14 protein-coding genes (1 of these 14 only partly in view) are annotated in these 15,985 nt (G+C 57.5%); 5 read left to right on the top strand and 9 right to left on the bottom strand.

Annotation, left to right across the window (positions count from 1 at the left end):
• Positions 1-205: 205 nt before the first annotated feature.
• Positions 206-2,788 (top strand): penicillin-binding protein 1B, encoded by a 2,583-nt coding sequence (mrcB, locus tag ACJJIF_RS17130; protein ID WP_444929533.1) that lies wholly within the window; start codon positions 206-208, stop codon positions 2,786-2,788.
• Positions 2,789-2,830: 42 nt separating this feature from the next.
• Here the strand turns inward: mrcB and hemB are convergent, their stop codons facing one another.
• From hemB to ACJJIF_RS17165, 7 genes are all read right to left on the bottom strand, one after another.
• Positions 2,831-3,841: a porphobilinogen synthase gene (gene hemB, locus ACJJIF_RS17135; RefSeq protein WP_444929534.1), complete on the bottom strand. Its 1,011-nt coding sequence runs from the start codon at positions 3,839-3,841 to the stop codon at positions 2,831-2,833.
• A 112-nt stretch (positions 3,842-3,953) separates the two neighbouring features.
• Positions 3,954-4,580, bottom strand: a complete 627-nt coding sequence (locus ACJJIF_RS17140; protein ID WP_444929535.1) for a GntR family transcriptional regulator — start codon at positions 4,578-4,580, stop codon at positions 3,954-3,956.
• Between the two features lie 7 nt (positions 4,581-4,587).
• Positions 4,588-5,760 carry a benzoate/H(+) symporter BenE family transporter gene (locus ACJJIF_RS17145; protein ID WP_444929536.1) on the bottom strand — a complete coding sequence of 391 codons (1,173 nt, stop codon included), beginning with the start codon at positions 5,758-5,760 and terminating at the stop codon, positions 4,588-4,590.
• 158 nt (positions 5,761-5,918) lie between these two features.
• Positions 5,919-7,202: a glutamate-1-semialdehyde 2,1-aminomutase gene (gene hemL, locus ACJJIF_RS17150; RefSeq protein ID WP_444929537.1), complete on the bottom strand. Its 1,284-nt coding sequence runs from the start codon at positions 7,200-7,202 to the stop codon at positions 5,919-5,921.
• Between the two features lie 175 nt (positions 7,203-7,377).
• Positions 7,378-8,163 carry a bifunctional hydroxymethylpyrimidine kinase/phosphomethylpyrimidine kinase gene (gene thiD, locus ACJJIF_RS17155; RefSeq protein ID WP_444929538.1) on the bottom strand — a complete coding sequence of 262 codons (786 nt, stop codon included), beginning with the start codon at positions 8,161-8,163 and terminating at the stop codon, positions 7,378-7,380.
• An 82-nt stretch (positions 8,164-8,245) separates the two neighbouring features.
• Positions 8,246-8,668, bottom strand: a complete 423-nt coding sequence (gene hemJ, locus ACJJIF_RS17160; RefSeq protein ID WP_444929539.1) for a protoporphyrinogen oxidase HemJ — start codon at positions 8,666-8,668, stop codon at positions 8,246-8,248.
• A 33-nt stretch (positions 8,669-8,701) separates the two neighbouring features.
• Entirely contained in the window at positions 8,702-10,528 is a 1,827-nt protein-coding gene (locus ACJJIF_RS17165; protein ID WP_444929540.1) for a chloride channel protein, read from the bottom strand.
• Positions 10,529-10,632: 104 nt separating this feature from the next.
• Here ACJJIF_RS17165 and argC point away from each other — a divergent pair, with 104 nt between their 5' ends.
• The 4 genes from argC to erpA all read left to right on the top strand — a co-directional run bounded on the left by argC (position 10,633) and on the right by erpA (position 13,462).
• Positions 10,633-11,679, top strand: coding sequence for an N-acetyl-gamma-glutamyl-phosphate reductase (argC, locus tag ACJJIF_RS17170; protein WP_444932376.1), 1,047 nt, complete (start codon positions 10,633-10,635; stop codon positions 11,677-11,679).
• A gap of 53 nt (positions 11,680-11,732) precedes the next feature.
• Positions 11,733-12,476: a DUF6776 family protein gene (locus tag ACJJIF_RS17175; RefSeq protein WP_444929541.1), complete on the top strand. Its 744-nt coding sequence runs from the start codon at positions 11,733-11,735 to the stop codon at positions 12,474-12,476.
• 33 nt (positions 12,477-12,509) lie between these two features.
• Positions 12,510-12,953, top strand: coding sequence for a bactofilin family protein (locus ACJJIF_RS17180; protein ID WP_444929542.1), 444 nt, complete (start codon positions 12,510-12,512; stop codon positions 12,951-12,953).
• A 155-nt stretch (positions 12,954-13,108) separates the two neighbouring features.
• Positions 13,109-13,462, top strand: coding sequence for an iron-sulfur cluster insertion protein ErpA (gene erpA, locus ACJJIF_RS17185; RefSeq protein ID WP_444929543.1), 354 nt, complete (start codon positions 13,109-13,111; stop codon positions 13,460-13,462).
• Positions 13,463-13,486: 24 nt separating this feature from the next.
• On the opposite strand, the gene ACJJIF_RS17190 is transcribed toward erpA, so the two are convergent.
• Together ACJJIF_RS17190 and ACJJIF_RS17195 are read right to left on the bottom strand one after the other, a co-directional pair.
• On the bottom strand, positions 13,487-14,596 hold the full coding sequence (locus tag ACJJIF_RS17190) for an anhydro-N-acetylmuramic acid kinase (RefSeq protein ID WP_444929544.1): 1,110 nt from the start codon (positions 14,594-14,596) through the stop codon (positions 13,487-13,489).
• Between the two features lie 11 nt (positions 14,597-14,607).
• On the bottom strand, positions 14,608-15,985 hold the 3' portion of the coding sequence (locus ACJJIF_RS17195; RefSeq protein WP_444929545.1) for an OapA family protein. Its footprint extends 5 nt past the window's final position; 1,378 of the gene's 1,383 nt are visible here — the last part of the coding sequence; its start codon lies off the right edge, out of view; it ends in the stop codon at positions 14,608-14,610.

Raw genomic sequence — 15,985 nt, forward strand, 5'->3', positions numbered from 1 at the left:
GTAAACCGCCAGGTGATAGATACTGCCCAGCCTGGAATTTGGCTCGCGCTCTACAGGCGGGCCCGCCAGCGCTGCGAGGCGCTGTCAGCAAGATACCAGCGGAGCTGCCACCTGCTGGTACCCTGCCTTCGACTCTTGGCCTGAGCTTGATCAGGTCTCTAGAGTCGCTTGATGTACTGAGTTGGCAGCGGGACTGAATCCTTATATGGCATCAACGAAACGCCGGCGCGTCAGAGCGTCAAAGCCCAAACGACGATATCGCTGGCTCAAGCTGCTAGTGCTGCTAGCCCTGGTGGGTTCCCTGGCGCTGGCAGCGTATATGGCTTACCTGGATGTGCAGCTGCGCGAGCGACTGGACAGCCGCCAATACCAACTCCCCGCCCGAGTCTATGCCCGCCCGCTGGTGCTGCGCGAAGGTATGGCGATGCACCCGGATGAGTTGGAGTCCGAATTTTCCGCCCTGAATTACCGCAAGCAAAATACCCTTAGCGAGCCGGGCTCCTGGGTGCAGGAGGGGATGAATTACAAGGTCTGGCGCCGGGACTTTATCCACGCCAATGGCCGTCAGCCGGCTGCGATAGTCTCCTTCCGCCTGCGCAACGATCAAATCAGCGGCCTGCGCGATAGCAATGGCCGCAGTCTGGCGGAATTCCGCCTGGATGCGGCCAATATCGGCTCTCTACTGGGGGGCGGCGACGACCGCAACCCGGTGCGCTTCGACGATATCCCACCACTGGTGGCCAATACCCTGATCGCGGTGGAGGACCAGGACTTCCTCAATCACTTCGGTGTCTCCCCGCGCGGTATTGCCCGGGCCATGGTGGCCAATGCCAAAGCCGGGCGATTGGTACAGGGCGGCTCAACGATTACCCAGCAGCTGGTTAAAAATATCTTTTTTGACCACAAGCCCAGTCTGTGGCGCAAATTTAACGAAGCGCTGATGGCTATCCTGATGGAGGTCCACTATGACAAGCGCTATATCCTACAGGAGTACATCAATGAGGTGTGGCTGGGGCAGCAGGGTGCCAGAGGCATTTATGGCTTTGGACTGGCCTCTGAGTTTTATTTTCAGCAACCCCTGGATACCCTGGAACCCCACCAGGTAGCTCTGTTGGTGGGGCTGGCCAAGGGGGCGTCTTACTACAACCCCTGGCGCAACCCTCAGCGAGCGTTGCAGCGGCGCAATACGGTGCTGGAATTGATGCTGGAGCAGGGGCTGATCAGCCGCGAGGAGTTTCACAAGTACACCGCCAAACCTCTGGGGGTGGTCAAGGGCGGTGCCGGTGCACAAAACCCTTACCCGGCCTTTACCGAGCGGCTGCTGGCCGAACTCCGCCCCTATTACTCCTATGAGGAATTGCGCACGGCGGGCTTGAGGATTTACACCACCTTGGCGCCCTCGGTGCAGAAACTGGCGGAGGAGTCCATCAGTCGGGGGGTCAGTCAGCTGGAGAAAGACCGGGGGATCAAGGCCAATTCACTCCAGGCTGCCACGGTGCTGCTGGACAATCGCAGCGGCAATGTACTGGCCATGGTGGGAGATCGGAACCCGAATTATCCGGGCTTTAACCGGGCACTGGAGGCCCGTCGCCAAGTGGGTTCCCTGATTAAACCCGCCGTGTACCTCACCGCGCTGGAGCGCCCCGAGGAGTACAACCTCGCCACTTTGATCGACGATGCTCCGGTGAGAATCGAAGAGGCCGATGGCGATGTGTGGATGCCGCAAAATTTCGATAAGCGCGCCCACGGTCAGATACCGCTCTATATTGCCCTGGCCAAGTCCTACAACCTGGCGACGGCTCACTTGGGACTGGATCTCGGCTTGCAGAATGTGCGCCAGACGATCCGCCGCCTGGGGGTTGAGGCGAAGCTTCCCCGGGTGCCGGCGATGCTGCTGGGTGCCGTGGAGATGACCCCGTTCGAAGTGGCCGGCATGTATCAGACTATCGCCAATGGCGGTGAGACAGTGCAGCCGCGCACCCTGTTGGCGGTATCCGATGCCCAGGGGAGACGCGTACAGCACTTCCGCCGCAAGACGAATCGCGGTGTCGATCCTATCTCCGCCTATCTGTTGCGCTGGGGGCTGGAGCAGGCCATGCGCGAGGGCACCGGGCGCCGCTCGGCCAAGCACTTACCGAGCAGTATCGCCTTCGCCGGCAAAACCGGAACCACCAATAACAACCGCGACAGCTGGTTTGCGGGCTTCTCCCCGGAGGTGACTGCTGTGGTCTGGTTGGGACGGGACGATAATGAGCGCACCCGCCTGACCGGCTCTACCGGTGCGCTGCCGATCTGGACAGAGATGATGCGCAAGTTGCCGCACCATCACGGACCGGTTGAGCTGCCCCGGGGGGTGGAGCTTAAATTTGTGAATTCCCGGGGGCAGTTTATGGACCCGGAGTACTGTCGCGGTGGCTATGAGATACCTTTCTCCTATGAGACCCAGCTGCAACCGGCATCGGAGTGCCAGGGGCAGAATCGCTGGCGCTGGTTCCGCAATCTGTTCGGCGACGATCGCGATGAAGCGGCACCGAGGGAGCAGATGAGCCCCGGCTGGGGAGTGGATGTCAGCGAGCAGCAAATGCGCGATCAGCGCCGCCAACAGCTGCAAGAGCAGTTGCGCGGCGACGATGCGGAAGAGTTTGGGGGGGATTCCGGCTTTGATCCCGGTTCTGAGCAGGAGCCCCTGGAGCTGCCCAGGGGCAATACCTTTGGCACGGGCTCTCGCGGTGTGCCGGTCGAGGAGGCTCAAGCGGTGGGGCCGGACCTGGAAGATCAGTGGCCCTAAAAAGACAGCGCGCGATTTAATCGCGCGCTTTTCCCTGCGCTGTCAGTCCTGTAGCAGCTGTGCGGCCTCTTCGGCAAAGTAGGTGAGGATGCCGTCGGCACCGGCGCGCTTGAACGCCAGCAGGGATTCCAGAATAACCGCCTCCCGCTTTAGCCAGCCATTGTCAAAGGCGGCGCAGTGCATGGCGTACTCCCCGCTCACCTGATAGGCGAACGTGGGCACCCGCAACTCCTCTTTTACCCGGCGCACTATATCCAGGTAGGGCATTCCGGGTTTTACCATCACCATATCCGCCCCCTCTTGCAGGTCGAGAGCGCACTCGTGCAGTGCCTCATCGGTATTGGCGGGGTCCATTTGGTAGCTGGCTTTATTGCCACCTTTCAAGTTGCCGGCGGAGCCCACCGCATCGCGGAAGGGGCCGTAGTAAGCGGAGGCATATTTAGCCGCGTAGGACATAATCAGGGTGTTGCTGTGGCCGGCGCTTTCGAGAGCATTGCGAATAGCGCCGATACGGCCGTCCATCATATCGGAGGGGGCCACCATATCCGCACCGGCAGCGGCGTGGGACAGGGCCTGCTGTACCAATACTTCAACGGTTTCGTCGTTGACGATATAACCGCTGTGGTCCATCAACCCGTCCTGGCCGTGGCTGGTAAAGGGGTCCAGGGCTACGTCGGTGATAACCCCCAATTCCGGTACCGCATTTTTCAGCTCGCGAACAGCTCTTTGCGCCAAGCCATCGGCGTCGTGGGCGGCACTGGCGCAGTCGGATTTTGCCGATGGGTCCACTACCGGAAACAGGGCTATGGCGGGAATGCCCAAGGCATGCGCTGCCTTGGCTTTCTTGGCCAACAGGTCCACGCTCAGGCGTTCAACACCCGGCATTGAGGCGACTTTTTGGGTTTCGTTACGCCCCTCAATAACAAACAGTGGCAGGATCAAGTCGTCACTGCTCAACTGGGTTTCCCGCACCAGTCGACGGGAAAAATCCTTTGCACGCAGGCGACGCAGGCGAGTGTTGGGGTAGGCACCACGGCCGAAACTTTGGCTCATCGGGAAATTACTCCGGCTATCCATAGGGCCGCAGAAACCCCGCAGCCGCAACTGGCAGCCATCATATCAAATTGCCGCAGTGGGTGATTTTCGATTGCTGGGGTAAAGTGGTTTAAAAATGGGGCTGATGTAAGTGCTTTACCAATAGTTTGCCGGCGGTTTCTATATGTTTTGCCAACAGTGCGGCGGCCTGGTCCCCATTTCCCTCTTGGATTGCTTTGAGAATTGCAAAGTGCTCGTCCTGACTGGTGCCCTGGTAATTCAGACCGTGGGACTGGTAGCCGATATAGCGCTCACATTGCCGGTGAAGGTGCTCGACGGTATTAAATAGTGTGGGTCTTGCAGCTGCCCGATAAATACAGGCATGGAACTCCCAATTCAGTTTTCCGATCTGCTCGGCGGAGAGTTCAGGTTTGGCTTGCATGGATTCCAGAATATCCCTGGCCCGCCCCAGAATCTCTCCATTAAGGCTTTCCAGTGCCAGGGATTGCAACAGCGGTTCCAGGCGCATGCGCATCAGGTAGAGGTCTTCCACTTCAATAGGATCAAACTGCGGCACTGCGACGCCGCGCTTGCCGTGTCCGGTTAACCAGCCCTCATTTTTCAATCTTTGTAGAGCGTCCCTAACCGGAATACGGCTCACTGAGTAAAGTTCGGCCAGTTCGACTTGTTTTAGCACTTGGCCGGTAGCGAAGCGGCCTCGCTGCAAATCCGCTTTGATTTTTTCGTAAAGGTTCATTAGGCCTTCATCTATTACCCTGTTTGAAAAACCAATAACAGCCCAGGCCACCGATTAGTCCCCAAAAAGCGGCACCGATTCCTAAAAAGCTAATGCCTGAGGCGCTGATAAGGAAGGTGATTAGCGCCGCCTCACGGTTTTCTGTGTCTGCGGTGGCACTTGCTAGGCAGTTGCCGAGTGTCCCAAGTAGAGCCAAGCCTGCGAGGCCGGCGATTAGTGCATTAGGGAAGTTACTGAATAATGCAACTACTGTGGCACCAGATAACCCTACCAGAAGGTAGAAAAAGCCTGCGGCAATTCCGGCGGTATAGCGCTTGTCCGGGTTGGGGTGGGCTTCGGGTCCAGTACAAATTGCTCCAGTAATTGACGCAAGGGTTAGGGTAAAGCCGCCAAAAGGGCTGAGTAGCAGGTTGGCTAATCCGGTTCCGCTGATCAGTGGAGAAACTGGAACTCGTTGGTAACCACTGGCGGCGAGAGTTGTTGCCCCAGGTAAGTATTGCGAAGTCATAGCGACGATAAATAGAGGAATACCAACACTGATTAGGGTTGAGAGATTGAATTCCGGAGTGACCCAAATGGGTTTCGGTGTTTGCCAGTGAATCTGATCAGGCGTGAATAGGCGCAGCTTCCAGCAGACAGCTATTCCACAGGCGAGAACCAAAATAATAGCGTAGCGAGGCATCCAACGGCGCCCTACTAAATAGGCTAGCAACATGGCACCTACTAGGATGGGTTGAGATTGTAGTGAGGTGAAAGTGCCGAGGCCGAACTGAAGCAATATGCCCGCTAACATAGCACCTGCAATTGGGCCTGGTACTAGCCTGGCTACCCGTTCAAAGGCTCCGGAAAGCCCTACCACAATGGTCAGTATGGCGCTGAAAAAAAATGCGCCGATGGCCTCGGCAATAGGAATGCCGCTCAGGCTGGTTGCCAGAAGCGCTGCGCCCGGTGTCGACCAAGCGGTAACAATCGGTGCGCGATAATACCAGGAAAAGAAGATACCTGAGAGCCCCATCCCCAATCCCAAAGCGCCAATCCAGGAGGCAATCATCGCCTCATCTGCGCCGGCTGCACGGGCTGCCTCAAACACAATGGCTACGGAGCTGGTCAGGGCGACCAGCACGGCGATAAAGCCGGCGCTGATCGTGGACAGGCTTGTATCGGAAAGCAGACTTCTCAAGATGTATACCTTTTTAAATTTTGTATACATTTTAATTTTGAGCCACAAAAGAGCAATACTTGCGCGGCAAAGTGTTGATTTAAATTACTTGGGGGAGGATGTGATACCGGGATGAAGTACAGGCACCCACCATGTGGTGGATGCCTTGGAGGGAAGGGTTAGCCGAGACGGGCGAAGACGCGTTCAGCGGCGGCGATTGTGGCCTCAATATCCTCATCGGTATGGGCTGCGGACATAAAGCCTGCCTCATAGGAGGCCGGTGCCAGGTAGACACCTTCTTCCAGCATGCCGTGGAAGAAACGATTAAAGCGCTCGTTATCGCAGGCCATTACCTGCTGATAGTTAGTTACTTTAGGCTCTTCGGTGAAGAAGAAGCCGAACATGGTGCCGGCCTTGTTGGCGGTAATTGGGATACCTGCGGCTTTACCGGCTGCCAGGATGCCCTCTACCAAGCGGTCGGTTTTGGCAATTAAAGGCTCGTAGAAGGCGGGTTCTTCCACCAAACGCAGGGTTTCCAAGCCCGCGACCATAGCCACAGGGTTGCCGGACAGGGTGCCCGCCTGGTAAACCGGACCCAGGGGGGCGATTTGTTCCATGATCTCGCGTTTACCGCCAAAGGCGCCCACCGGCATACCGCCGCCGATCACTTTGCCGAGGGTGGTGATATCTGCCTCGATACCGTAGAAGCCCTGGGCTCCGGTCAAGCTCACGCGGAAGCCGGTCATCACCTCATCGAGAATCAACAGGGCTCCGTGCTGGTCGCAAACTTCGCGCAGGGTTTCCAGGAAGCCAGGTACCGGCGGAATACAGTTCATATTGCCGGCAACGGGCTCGACGATGATACAGGCGATTTGATCGCCCAACTCTTCGAAGCAGCTACGTACGCTATCGGCATCGTTGTAGCTCAAAGTGATGGTGTGATCCGCCAGGGCAGCGGGAACGCCGGGAGAAGAGGGTACACCCATGGTCAGGGCACCGGAGCCGGCCTTAACCAGCAGGGAGTCGGAGTGACCGTGGTAGCAGCCCTCGAATTTCACAATCTTGTCGCGCCCGGTAAATCCACGCGCCAGGCGAATCGCGCTCATGGTGGCCTCGGTGCCGGAGTTGACGAAGCGCACCAGGTCCATATTCGGCCACAGGCGGCAGAGTTCTTCTGCCAGTTCGGTTTCCAGCTCGGTTGGCGCACCGAAGCTCAGTCCGGACTGGGCCTGCTCTACCACGGCCTCAATCACCTCGGGGTGTGCGTGGCCCAGTACCATGGGTCCCCAGGATTGCACGTAGTCGATGTAGCGTTTCTCGTCGGCATCGTAGAGGTAGGCGCCTTCGGCACGGCGGATAAACACCGGCGTGCCGCCGACTGCGCGAAAAGCCCGTACCGGAGAGTTAACGCCGCCGGGAATGTACTGCTGTGCTTCTGCGAAGAGCTGCTCGGATTTACTCATAAACTTATTTCAGGTTTTGTAAAAAGGGCCTGGGGGGCATTATCGCGGGGGTGGCGTCTGAGGACAATGTATAGATTGGCGACGAGCGGTCACAGACTGTGTGGACAGAGGACTCACCGTTATGGAAACGGTGAGATCGCTCGGGAGGGGGAGAATTTGTACCGGCAGCCCAAGCTTAGCGTTCGCACCAGAACAGCCGGTTGGGGATCGGCCTTCCCATTCCCAGCCGGCGGCTGTCCTTAATTGCACTCCAGGCGTACTGCTGGCTGCGGGTAACGGCTTCGATAATGGTCAGGCCGTGGGCGATATGGCAGGCGATGGCGGTAGAGAGGGTGCCGCAGACCCCGTAGGCCGCTGGCTGTAAACGCTCCCATTTAAATTCCCGGTTTAGGCCGCGCTCATCGTAGAGCCGGTTTTGCAGCTGTTGCTCGTGGGGCACGCCGGTCAGCAGCAGATAGCGACAGCCGGATTCGAGGATTTCCTGGGCCATGGCGTCGAGCACATCGGCTTCAACGGCCATGGCGCGGGCCTCCCTGCGGTTGGGGCAGACCATAGTTGCCTTGGGTAGCAACAGCGACACCATGGCCTCCCACAGAGGTGGGGCGAGCACGCTCTCCTTGTCGGCCAGGGTGGCATCGGGATCTATAACAACGGGAATATCCGGGTAGTCGTGAAGCACGCTGTGCAGCGCACGCACATTCTCCACGGAGCCCAGGTAGCCGACCTTGATCGCGGCGACCGGCATATCCTCCAAAACGGCCCGGGTTTGCTCTATAAGCAGGCTGTCATCGACTGGGGCGACCCCCAGCAGCTCACCGGTATTGCATACGCTGATGGCGGTAACTGCCGAGGCCGCATGGCAACCGAGACTGACCGCCGTCTCAGTATCTGCGGCAATGCCGGCACTGCCGCTGGGATCGTGGTGAGTAACGGTCAGAATAACGGGCTGAGGTGTATCCATAAGTGCTCTACATGACGGCCATTAGCTGTGCGCCTAATTCTAGTTGCTGAGCGCCTCGGGCAAGGAATGAATACGCGCCAAATTAAAATGGCTTTACCACAACCAAAATAACGATGGCGACCAGTGCAACCGCTGGGAGCTCGTTAAATATTAGGAAGTAGCGGCGGCTGCGGGTAACGCTGCCCTGGGCAAACTTGCGAACATAAGCGCCGCAAATATGGTGAAAACCGAGCAGTAGCACCACAAAAGTGAGTTTCGCGTGCATCCAGCCGGCGGAGCTGTAATAGGCCGGGTTCAAACTGTAGAGCCAAATGCCCAGAGCCAGGGTTGTGAGCATTGAGGGAATGGCAATGCCGCGATAGAGGCGGCGCTCCATAATACAGAAGCGGTCGCGGCTGACGGCATCAGTGGCATCGACGTGATAGACAAACAGTCGCGGCAGATAAAAAAGTGCGGCAAACCAGCACACCATCGCAATAATGTGAAAAGCCTTGATCCACAGCATGGAAAGTCCCCTTGCAAGAAACGGGAAGAGAAATTACTTCCGGTAAAAATTGTTAATTTGTAGCGGCAGAATAATGCCCGCCGTGCGATTGTCCAGAGAGCCGCTTTTGTGGCGGCAGATATACAGGCCATCGGCCCCACTTTTTTCCAGTTTCTGCGAGGCCTCAAGCATGGTGGCGCGCCAACTTAGAGAGGCCAGCTGCCGGCGTTCGCCGGGCAACCTCAGTAAATCGATAATATCTTCCGGATTTTTTACTGTTTCCGGCACTGGGGAGGTGCTGTTGTTATCGGCGATTGCCTCTTTAGGGACTTCGCGCAGGAAGGTGGCCAAGTCCGCAGCGCGCAGTAATTGCGGGGCTGGCTCCTGGGGTAAATCAATCAATATCCACTGGGGGTGTCTTTGAATTAAGGCTTTTGCCGTCGCCCGGCTAATTTCCCGGGGGGTTACTACAAAATTCTGATCCATTTCACTGGCAACTCCGACGCTGCTCAACATCTGCTGCCGCCAACTTGGCATTCCCGCTTTATTGAGTGCCCGCAGTGTCTCCTGATAGAGGCCGTTGGTGGAAAAGAGTTGGCGGCTCACTAGTGTGGCCACCACAATCATCATCATGCCGGGGAATAAAATATGTGGGTTATAAGTGAGCTCCAAAATTGCCAGTAGCGCAGCTAGAGGGGCATTGAGCATGGCGGCCATCATCGCCGCCATACCCACCATGGCATAAAATCCCGGGCTCGCCGTATGCACGCCCAGCCACGCGTTGGCCAGGACGCCGGCGATGCCGCCAACACAGGCACCGATAATCAGACTGGGGCCGATTACGCCGCCGGGAATACCGAGCCCGGCGCCGAAGGCGGTTGCCATTAATTTCGCTGCGACAATCATCGCCAGGCTCGCGATCCCCAGCTCCCCCAGCATTGCCAGTTGCAAGGTGTCGTACCCGGCGCCGAGAATTTCCGGCACCCAGATACCCAGGGTGCCAGTGATCAGCCCCACCAGAAGCAGGCGCAGCAGCGGAGAGTGTCGCTGCTGGGGAATTAAAACCCGCTGGGAGCGGATAAATAATCCGGCCAGCGCGCCAATAACCAGAGCACAGAGGAAAAGTAGCGGCAGTTCGGTGAAGGAGTTGAGCTGAATCGCCGGCACATTAAAGTCCGGTTGGCTGCCGAAAGTCAGCTGGGTGATAGCGCTGCCGGCAACCGCTGCCAGCATAACCGGTAAAAAGCCCGCTACGGTATATTCGAGCATCACCACTTCCATGGCGAATACCACCCCGGCCAAGGGGGTGTTAAATGAGGCGGCAATGGCGGCGGCGACACCACACCCCAATAGGTTGCGACCGGAGTTGTTGGGCAGCCGTAGTGCCTTTGCCAGCCAGCTGCCACTGGCTGCTCCCAGGTGCACCGCCGGGCCCTCGCGTCCCACCGAGTGGCCGCTGATCAATATCACCGCACCGGCAACAAATTGCAGCAGAGCATTTTGTATCGGCATTTGTCCCTGGTGGTTGTACAGCCGGTCGAGAACGTGAACGACCCCCGCTTGGCGGCGGCTGGGGTTGAGGAATAGGTAGATACTTCCCACCACCAGGGAGCCGATCACCGGCAGGGCAAAACGCCAGAGGGGGGGCAGGGATTCGTAATTTTGTGGAATCGACAAAAATAAGGCGGTGGGCCACTCCGTCGCCAGGCGGAAAAATACGGTAACGCCGCCGGCCAGGATACCGGTAATCAGGGCCATTCCCAGCAGGGGGGCTAAAGCGTCCCTGGATGAGAGCCGCAGGCGCATACTTTCCAGGTGGCCGCGCCAGGGCAAATACCGAGAAAATGATTTTTTCAGCAGGTTACTGGGGCGCTGTGACACTACACATCCTTAAAGTGCTGGGGCTTGTGGTAGAGTGCCTGTCTGGTTTTATAGGTTTTACGATGACTGTCCCAGTTGGCAGATATACCGGAGATTTTAGCAAGGTGATAAAAGTAGCGATTGTCGGGGGCACCGGCTATACCGGGGTGGAATTACTTCGGCTTCTCTCAACACATCCACAAGCGGAAGTCACCGCGATCACCTCGCGCTCGCTGAATGGTACCCCGGTTGCCGAGCTTTTCCCTAGTCTGCGAGGGCACTCGTCGCTGTCTTTTTGCAGCCCGGATATCGAACAGCTGGCGGATTGTGATGTTGTGTTCTTCGCCACGCCCCACGGAGTTGCCCAGGCCCAGGTGCCAGCGCTGATTGCGCGTGGAGTTCGGGTGATCGATTTATCTGCCGATTTCCGCCTCAGGGATATCCCTACCTGGGAGCAGTGGTACGGCCAGGCCCACGCTGCTCCCGAGCTGGCGCAGAGCGCGGTTTACGGTTTGCCAGAAGTGAACCGGGAGCAGATTGCCGGGGCGCAGTTGATCGCCTGCCCCGGCTGTTACCCCACGGCAATTCAGCTGGGCTGGATACCGCTGTTGGAAAAGGGCTTGGTTGAGCCCGGCGAACTGATTGCCAGCGCGGCCAGTGGTGTCAGCGGCGCGGGGCGGCAGGGCAAGACCGACTTGATTATGGCTGAGAACAGCGACAATTTCCGCGCTTATTCTGCGGCTGGGCATCGCCACTTACCCGAGATCGAGCAGGGTCTCCGCCGGGTGCAGAGCGCTGAATCCTCTCCGGCACAGGTAACTTTTGTCCCTCACTTACTGCCGATGATTCGCGGTATCCACGCGACTTTATTCGCTCGATCGGCGGGCAGGGCTGACGCCGGTGAGCTTCAGCAGATTTTTGCAGAGCGCTATAAAAATGAGCCCTTCGTGGATGTGATGCCGGCGGGCAGCCACCCTCAGACGCGCACGGTCAGGGGAACCAATATGTGTCGCATCTCAGTGCTGCAACCCCAGGAGCGGGATACGGTATTGGTTTTATCGGTTATTGATAACCTGGCCAAGGGCGCATCGGCCCAGGCAATCCAAAATATGAATATTATGTTTGGCTTAACTGAGACGTTGGGCCTGGATAGCCCGGCACTGCTGCCTTAGAATCGGGTGTTTCCCGACAATCGATAAATCCCGGATAAGACTTAGCAGATTTCATGGTGCTCAAAGTTAAAGGCAGCAAGCAGTACCGCATGAAAGTGGTGCCCGATAAACCCTTCTCTGGTGTGATCGCCATAGCGGGGGTCGTTTTTTTATTATTGATTACCTCGGCAGCTTCCTATTTTGCCGGGCAGTATCAGTTGCGCCAGAGCCTCGAGCGCAAGACACAGGAGCATACGCAGGCGCTCGATCGCCTCACCGCACTACAGGGCGAAAATGAATCCCTGCGCATGCGGGTGGCCACAGCCGAGCAGTCGCTGACCATCGGTGAGCAGGCGAGCGAGTCGGTGCGTGCGGAATTGGTGCAGAAAGAAAGCCAGATTGCCGAGCTAAAACAGGAAATCTCTTTCTATCGCGGTGTTATGGCGCCGGAAGAGGGCGGTGAGAGGGTGTCCATCGGACGATTTATCCTCTCGCAAACCAGCGATCCCAAAAATTACCAATACAAGTTACAGGTCAAGCAGTCCGCAGCGCGTCGGGATATTGTCAAAGGCAGCGCCACATTTACTGTAGTGGGGCGCCAGGACGGGGAGCCGAAGAGCTATCCGCTGAAGGAACTGTCGGAACAGGTGGACAGTGAGTCGATTCAGCTGCGTTTTAAATATTTTCAGAATATCGAGGGGGAGCTGCGCCTGCCGGAGGGTTTTGTGCCCGAAGGCGTGGAGCTGTCGCTTAAATCTTCTGGGCGCAAGGGCTTCAATATTGAGCAGCGCTACGGTTGGTTGGTACAGGAAAGTTAGCATAGGTGCCAAAGGCACGAGGGTTTGGGGATTATGTTAAGAAAAAAAGAGAAGCAGATAACTATGGCCAATACCGGTAGTAACCACACCACATTGATTGCGCGCCAGACGGAGATCAGCGGTGATATCCATTTCCGTGGCAGCCTGGTCATTGAGGGTAAGGTGCGCGGCAATATTACCGCTCACAGCGATAGCGATGCGCGCCTGCAAATTGTGGATGGCGGTGTCGTCGAGGGTGAAGTGCGCGTACCCCAGGTGGTGATTAACGGCAATGTCAAAGGCGACGTGTTTGCCGCGCGCCATTTGGAACTCGCCGCCAAGGCCATGGTGGAGGGCAATGTGCACTACAAACTGATCGAAATGCTGAAAGGTGCCCAGGTCAACGGAGCCCTTGTCCCCAACGCAGACCTGAGCGGAGTCGGCGAGCCCCATATGCTCGGCTACGCTGAAGGCGAGACAGTTATCGAGGCATCCTAGGCCCGAGGGCAGATAGCGGCACTTTGTTGTGCCGGCCTATCTGCCGGTTAATACTTGACTGAATTGCTAGGTTTAAGCAAGATGACGCCCCCGGGGCTGCACTCGTTATAACTTTTATACGAGCGGTGAATGTCCCGATGAGTTGAGAGAGACTTATGTCAGAAGCTGTATCCTTTTCTCCTGCGCCACTCGTGGTCACAGACAAGGCTGTGGCCAAGGTAAAAAGCCTGTTGGAAGAGGAGGGCAACCCGGAGCTAAAGCTCAGGGTGTTCGTGACCGGAGGCGGCTGCTCCGGTTTCCAATACGGTTTTACCTTCGATGAATTGGTTGCTGAAGATGATGCCATCATAGAAAAAGATGGCATTGAGGTATTGGTTGACGCGATGAGCTACCCCTATCTGGTGGGCGCCAACGTGGACTATGAAGAGGGCCTGTCCGGCTCCCGCTTCGTGGTGCAAAACCCCAACGCCTCCTCCACTTGTGGATGTGGTTCCTCTTTCTCTATTTGAGGAACTCCGGCCCGCCCTTATGCTTTAGGGCGGGTAAATAGCCCCTAAAACTGCCTCTTTCTGTGCACCGGTAACCCCCGGGCAATTTCCCGGCAGTCCCCTCAATGTTTGGCGGGCCAGCCAGGCAAACCCCACCGCTTCGAGCCAGTCCGCATCAATGCCATAGCTTCCGGTATCGTTGATAGACCAGGTGGGCAAGCGGCGCTGTAGCCGCGCAATCAAATCCTTATTTTTTGCTCCGCCGCCGCAGGTCAGCAGTTCGCCTCCCTCTGCAAAGTTATGCACGGCATCGGCGATGCTGGCAGCGGTTACCTCAGACAGAGTTGCCTGAATATCTACCGGGGCCAACTCCAAACCGGTATAGGCCTGTTCGAGCCAACTGGGGTTAAAGGTTTCGCGGCCGGTACTCTTGGGCGGCGCGGCGGCGAAGTAGGGGTCGGCAAGCAGGCGGTTCAGTAGCTCGGGGCTGGCGCGACCGCGTGCGGCCCAGTCCCCATTGCGGTCGTAGGGTTGGTTTTTATGCAGCTGTACCCAGTAGTCGAGCAGCACATTGCCGGGGCCTGTGTCATAGCCGTAAACCTGGCCGTCGGCGGTCAGTTCGGTGATATTGGCCATGCCCCCGATATTGATGACGGCGCGATTTCCATCCGTTTTAAAAGCGGCCTGGTGAAATGCCGGCATCAACGGCGCCCCCTGGCCGCCGAGAGCGATATCCCGGCGGCGGAAGTCCGCGATAGTACAGATACCGGTCAGCGTCGAGATGGTGTTGGGGTCGCCGAGCTGTAAGGTGAAGGGGGTAGTCACTGTGCCCGGGGGGCGGTGGCGCACGGTTTGGCCGTGACTGCCTATGGCGGTGACAGAGCGGCCCTCAATGCCGGCTCGGGCTAACAGGGTATTGGTGGCCTCGGCAAAAACCTGCCCCAGTTTTCGGTCCAGCTGCCCGGCGCGATCCAGCTCTGAGGGACCGGGGGCACACAGGCCCAGGATCGCTTCGCGCAGCCCGCTGTGAATTGGGTGGGCAAGTGCGGCCAGAATACGGGGGGTCATAGCTTCTTCATCGCCAAAATCGACCAGCACCGCATCGATCGAATCGACACTGGTGCCGGACATCAGGCCGATAAACAGATCGGGCATAGTGTCGCTGCTTATTGTGGGCTTTCTTCGTCCAGTTGGGCCAGTGCCGGCCCCTGGAAGTTCTCTAATTTTGCCAGGAGTGGCTGTGTCTGGTTCTTAAAGCGAATCATCTCAGAAGTGGGCACGGACTTCGCCTTGGGCAGCTTGCGCACAATGGTGGCGGGGTTGCGGTGGCGACCATCCACTAGGAACTCATAGTGCAGGTGTGGGCCGGTGGCATAGCCGGTGGAGCCGACCGTGCCAATCACCTGGCGCTGCTTAACCCGTTGGCCTTTTTTGACCTTGCGCTTGGTCAGGTGGAGGTAGCGGGTGACATAGCGCTCGCCGTGCTGGATAAACACATAGTTGCCGTTGGGCTTGCTATAGCCCGATGCAATAACCCGCCCATCGCCTGTGGCGTAGACTGGGGTGCCCCGTGGCGCGGCGTAGTCGGTACCGTTGTGAGGGCGGCGGGATTTGAACACTGGGTGCAGGCGGCTCGGATTGAAGTGAGAGCTAATACGCACTATATCCAGCGGTGTGCGGATAAACGCCTTGCGCATACTCTTGCCTTCCGGCGTGTAGTAGTTGGCGTCACCACTGTTATCCACATAGCGTACCGCACTATAAGTTTTTCCCTGATTGGTGAAGCTGACCGCCAGAATGGGGCCATTGCCAATTTTTTCCCCATCCAGGAATTGCTCTTCGAACATCACGCTAAAGTGATCGCCTTTGCGGATATCCAGGGCAAAATCGATATCAGAGCTGAATACGTCAGCCATCTCCATTATCAGATTGTCGCTCAGGCCCGCATCACTGCCGGCCAGGAACAGGGAGCTGTCGATTTTGGCTTGTCGATAGGCAGGGTGACTATCAGGTTCGCGAGTTATCAGCGCGTGTTCGAACTTATCTTCCTCTGTGCGGGTAAATTCCACCTGGTTGAGGCGATCCCGCTGTAATTTCAGCGAGCGCAATTGGCCATCGCTATCGGTTTTAAACGTCAGCTCTTCTCCCGGGGTGAGGCGAGCCAACTGTTTTGCCTCTTTGCCACTGCCGAGGAGTTGGTACATTTCCTTGGCGCTTACTTTGGCGCGCTCGAATAGGTCTGACAGCGTATCTCCGCGGCGCACTTCAAGGCTCAACGATTTGACCGCCTCAACACTGACATTAAGCAGTGGGGTTTCCGCAGGTGTATAAGTGAGGGCGGGTTTGCTTTCGACCTTATCGCTGTCTGCTACCGCCGAGAGCTTGACCGGCAGTGATGTGCGCTTGGAGGAAACTTCCGGAGTGGGAATAAGTACGGCCAGTATCAGGATAAAGGCGGCAACGCCGGCGATCAGTGCGTGAGCGCGGGGGAAATGCTGGGGTAAGCCACCTATACGGAGGCCTGTACTCGATTTACAGTGATTT

It is taken from the genome of Microbulbifer regidiadema (SeqCode), assembly GCF_052467605.1.